The organism is Collinsella tanakaei, from assembly GCF_030373545.1.
Classification (GTDB): domain Bacteria; phylum Actinomycetota; class Coriobacteriia; order Coriobacteriales; family Coriobacteriaceae; genus Collinsella; species Collinsella tanakaei_C.
On sequence record NZ_JAUDCO010000021.1, the window covers coordinates 1 to 5055 of the forward strand.

Annotated in this window: 3 rRNA genes; all 3 read left to right on the forward strand. The window is 65.1% G+C overall.

The annotated features are described in order from the left end of the window. The first annotated feature begins 3 nt into the window (after nt 1-3). The 3 genes from QUW00_RS09305 (at nt 4) to rrf (ending at nt 5041) form a co-directional block, all read left to right on the forward strand. A 16S ribosomal RNA gene (locus QUW00_RS09305) occupies nt 4-1510 on the forward strand. A gap of 342 nt (nt 1511-1852) precedes the next feature. After that, a 23S ribosomal RNA gene (locus QUW00_RS09310) occupies nt 1853-4825 on the forward strand. Between the two features lie 100 nt (nt 4826-4925). After that, nucleotides 4926-5041 (forward strand): 5S ribosomal RNA (gene rrf / locus QUW00_RS09315). Together the 16S, 23S and 5S rRNA genes form the textbook arrangement of a ribosomal RNA operon. The last annotated feature ends 14 nt before the right edge of the window (nt 5042-5055 follow it).

Consider the following 5055-nt stretch of genomic DNA (forward strand, 5'->3'; position numbering starts at 1 on the left):
AATTGGACGGAGAGTTCGATCCTGGCTCAGGATGAACGCTGGCGGCGCGCCTAACACATGCAAGTCGAACGGCACCCACCTCCGGGTGGAAGCGAGTGGCGAACGGCTGAGTAACACGTGGAGAACCCGCCCCCCTCTCGGGGATAGCCGCCGGAAACGGCGGGTAACACCCGATGACCCCGCAGCGAGGCATCTCGCGGCGGGCAAAACCCAGGTGGAGGGGGATGGCTCCGCGGCCCATCAGGTAGACGGCGGGGTGACGGCCCACCGTGCCGACAACGGGTAGCCGGGTTGAGAGACCGACCGGCCAGATTGGGACTGAGACACGGCCCAGACTCCTACGGGAGGCAGCAGTGGGGAATCTTGCGCAATGGGGGCAACCCTGACGCAGCGACGCCGCGTGCGGGATGGAGGCCTTCGGGTCGTAAACCGCTTTCAGCAGGGACGAGACAAGACTGTACCTGCAGAAGAAGCCCCGGCTAACTACGTGCCAGCAGCCGCGGTAATACGTAGGGGGCTAGCGTTATCCGGATTCATTGGGCGTAAAGCGCGCGTAGGCGGCCGCGCAGGCGGGGGGTCAAATCCCGGGGCTCAACCCCGGGCCGCCCCCCGAACCGCGCGGCTTGGGTCCGGTAGGGGAGGGTGGAATGCCCGGTGTAGCGGTGGAATGCGCAGATATCGGGCAGAACACCGGTGGCGAAGGCGGCCCTCTGGGCCGAGACCGACGCTGAGGCGCGAAAGCTGGGGGAGCGAACAGGATTAGATACCCTGGTAGTCCCAGCCGTAAACGATGGACGCTAGGTGTGGGGGGACGATCCCCCCGTGCCGCAGCCAACGCATTAAGCGTCCCGCCTGGGGAGTACGGCCGCAAGGCTAAAACTCAAAGGAATTGACGGGGGCCCGCACAAGCAGCGGAGCATGTGGCTTAATTCGAAGCAACGCGAAGAACCTTACCTGCGCTTGACATGCGCCTGAAGCGGGGGAGACCCCGTGGCCGAGAGGAGGGCGCACAGGTGGTGCATGGCTGTCGTCAGCTCGTGTCGTGAGATGTTGGGTTAAGTCCCGCAACGAGCGCAACCCCCGCCGCGTGTTGCCATCGGGTGATGCCGGGAACCCACGCGGGACCGCCGCCGTCAAGGCGGAGGAGGGCGGGGACGACGTCAAGTCATCATGCCCCTTATGCGCAGGGCTGCACACGTGCTACAATGGCCGGTACAGCGGGATGCCAGGCGGCGACGCCGAGCGGATCCCTGAAAGCCGGCCCCAGTTCGGATTGGGGGCTGCAACCCGCCCCCATGAAGTCGGAGTTGCTAGTAATCGCGGATCAGCATGCCGCGGTGAATGCGTTCCCGGGCCTTGTACACACCGCCCGTCACACCACCCGAGTCGTCTGCACCCGAAGCCGCCGGCCCAACCTTTCAGGGGGGAGGCGTCGAAGGTGTGGAGGGTGAGGGGGGTGAAGTCGTAACAAGGTAGCCGTACGGGAACGTGCGGCTGGATCACCTCCTTTCTAGGGAGAATAGGCTTCCATAGGAAGAAAGACAGTGAATATCTCACATTGCTACGGCGCAGGTGTGCCCGCCCGCCTCCCCCGAGTCCCCGCAGCGTCCGGTCCCCGGGGTCGCCCCGCGTACCTTGAGAGCCGCATAGCGAGAGCGCAGGGAGCGATCCCTGCGCACCGATTCTCGATCCGAAACGGATAGTAGAGAGAGATACGAGATTATCGATTCTGCGTCAACGAATGCGAAACACGGTACATCACCGTTTTCGCGGGTTGAAGTCAGAAGCATCGTGATCGCGGTCGCCGGGGGCGGAGCCCCCGGCGGTATGTGATACCCAGCAGATACGACAAAGAGAAGATATGCAGGGCGCACGGCGGATGCCTTGGCACAGGAAGCCGACGAAGGACGCGGCAAGCTGCGATAATCCGCGGTTAGGGGCACACACCCTTCGACCCGCGGGTCTCCGAATGGGCGAACCCGCCGTGAGGAGTCACGGCATCCCCCGGCCGAACACATAGGCCGGGGGAGGACAACCCGGGGAACTGAAACATCTAAGTACCCGGAGGAGAAGAAATCAACTGCGAGATCCCCCGAGTAGCGGCGAGCGGAAGGGGGCCTATGGCCAAACCGGCGAGGGACTACGGGCGGCAGCCTTCTCCCCGCCGGGGTTGCAGGGCCATGTGCCCGGGGGCTGCCGCCCCCGGCGGCGAGGTACCGAGGGGAGCCGAACGGCATGGGAAGGCCGGCGGCACAGGGTTAGGGCCCCGTAGGCGGACCCTCGAGGTACCCACCGATCATGGTCCCTGAGTAGGGCCGGGCACGTGAAACCCGGTCCGAACCTGGGTGGACCACCATCCAAGCCTGAATACTCTCCTGTGACCGATAGCGCACCAGTACCGTGAGGGAAAGGTGAAAAGCACCCCGGGAGGGGAGTGAAACAGTACCTGAAACCGTGCGCCCGCGAGCAGTCGGAGCAGCCTTGCGCTGTGACGGCGTGCCTTTTGTAGAATGAGCCAGCGAGTCGCTGGCCGGCGGCGAGGTTAAGCTTTGAAGCGAGCCGCAGCGAAAGCGAGTCCGAACAGGGCGAATGAGTCGCCGGCCGCGGACGCGAAGCCGGGTGAGCTATCCCTGGGCAGGCTGAAGCGGGGGTAAGACCCCGTGGAGGGCCGAACGGCAGTACGTTGAAAAGTGCTCCGATGACCTGGGGATAGGGGTGAAAGGCCTATCAAACCCGGAGATATCTCGTTCCCCCCGAAATAGCTTTAGGGCTAGCGTCGGGAGTTCACCGTCGGAGGTAGAGCACCGGATCGATGAGGGGGCTTCGCCGCCTACCGATTCGAACCGAACTCCGAATGCCGACGGCCCAGATCCCGGCAGTCAGAGCATGTGGGCTAAGCTGTGTGCTCGAGAGGGAAACAGCCCAGACCGCCCGCTAAGGTCCCCAAATCCGCGCCGAGTGGCAAAGGATGTGCGCTCGCGCAGACAACCAGGAGGTTGGCTTAGAAGCAGCCACCCCTTCAAAGAGTGCGTAACAGCTCACTGGTCGAGTGGGCGCGCGCCGACAATACACGGGGCTAAGCGCGGTACCGAAGCGGCGGGATGACATCGTCATCGGTAGGGGGGCGTCGGATGCGGGGCGAAGCGGCCGGGGAACCGCGCCGTGGACCTCATCCGAGCGAGAATGCTGGCATGAGTAGCGAGAGACGGGAGAGTAACCCGTCCGCCGTAAACCCGAGGTTTCCTGGGCGAGGCTAATCCCCCCAGGGTCAGTCGGGGGCTAAGGCGAGGCCGGCAGGCGTAGCCGAAGCGCAGCAGGCAGACATTCCTGCACCGGAGACGCGCCGCTATTGACCGACGGGGCGACGGATCGGGGTAGGCCGGCCGGGTTCTGGACGTCCCGGTGATGGGGATGGCCCCCGCGGACCAGGGAAATCCGGTCCGCGCGAGGGGGCGGCCCCGGACGAAGCGATTCAGCGAAGCGGTCGAGCCCCGGTCCCCAGAAAAACCCCTAGGCAGGAGCGTCCCCGCCCGTACCGCAAACCGACACAGGTGGGTGGGTAGAACATACCGAGGCGATCGGGTCAACCATGGTCAAGGAACTCGGCACAATGGCCCCGTAACTTCGGGAGAAGGGGTGCCCCCGCGTAGGTGGAGCCGCTCGCCGGCCGAGCCGAGGGGGGCCGCAGTGAAGAGGCCCAAGCGACTGTTTACCAAAAACACAGGACTCTGCAGAAGCCGCAAGGCGACGTATAGGGTCTGACGCCTGCCCGGTGCCGGAAGGTCACGCGGAGGGGTCAGCCGCAAGGCGAAGCTCCGAAGCCAAGCCCCGGTAAACGGCGGCCGTAACTATAACGGTCCTAAGGTAGCGAAATTCCTTGTCGGGTAAGTTCCGACCTGCACGAAAGGCGCAACGACTTGGGCGCTGTCTCGACCATGGACCCGGTGAAATTGCACTGGTCGTGAAGATGCGACTTACCCGCGGAAGGACGGAAAGACCCCGTGAACCTTCACTGCAGCTTGGCATTGGCCGCTGGACGCGCGCGTAGAGGATAGGCGGGAGGCTTGGATGCCGGGGCGCCAGCCCCGGCGGAGCCGCCCTTGGAATACCGCCCCCGCGCGCCCGGCGTCCTAACCCGCAGCCGTCATCCGGTGCGGGGACCGTGCCAGGTGGGTAGTTTGACTGGGGCGGTCGCCTCCTAAAGGGTAACGGAGGCGCGCGAAGGTCCGCTCGGGACGGTCGGCAACCGTCCTTTTGAGTGCAAGAGCGCAAGCGGGCTTGACTGCGAGACCCACAAGTCGAGCAGGTGCGAAAGCAGGCTCTAGTGATCCGGCGGCCCCGCGTGGGTGGGCCGTCGCTCAACGGATAAAAGGTACTCCGGGGATAACAGGCTGATCTTGCCCAAGAGTCCACATCGACGGCAAGGTTTGGCACCTCGATGTCGGCTCATCGCATCCTGGGGCTGGAGCAGGTCCCAAGGGTACGGCTGTTCGCCGTTTAAAGCGGTACGCGAGCTGGGTTCAGAACGTCGTGAGACAGTTCGGTCCCTATCCTCCGTGGGCGCAGGAGAATCGAGGGAGGCTGCCCCTAGTACGAGAGGACCGGGGTGGACGGACCTCCGGTGAACCGGTTGTCGACCAACGGCATGGCCGGGTAGCCGCGTCCGGCGCGGATAACCGCTGAAGGCATCTAAGCGGGAAGCCGTTCCCGAGATCAGTTCTCCTTCCGGTAAGGGCCCAGGTAGACCACCTGGTTGATAGGCCGCAGGTGCAAGCACGGCGACGTGCTCAGCCGAGCGGCACTAATCGCCCGAGCTCTTCTCTTCGACATCTCTCCCCGCCGTCCGGGCGGGTCGGGACGGAGACCTCGCTGTGCGGCCCTCAGGGCACGCGTAGGCCCCCGGGTGGGCGGAACGCCGCCCACCGGTCAGCGGCTCTGGCGGCCGGGGCACGCCCGGTCCCATTCCGAACCCGGAAGCTAAGCCGGCCAGCGCCGATGGTACTGCGGGGTAAGCCCGTGGGAGAGCAGGGCGCCGCTGACCGGTGGACGGCGTTT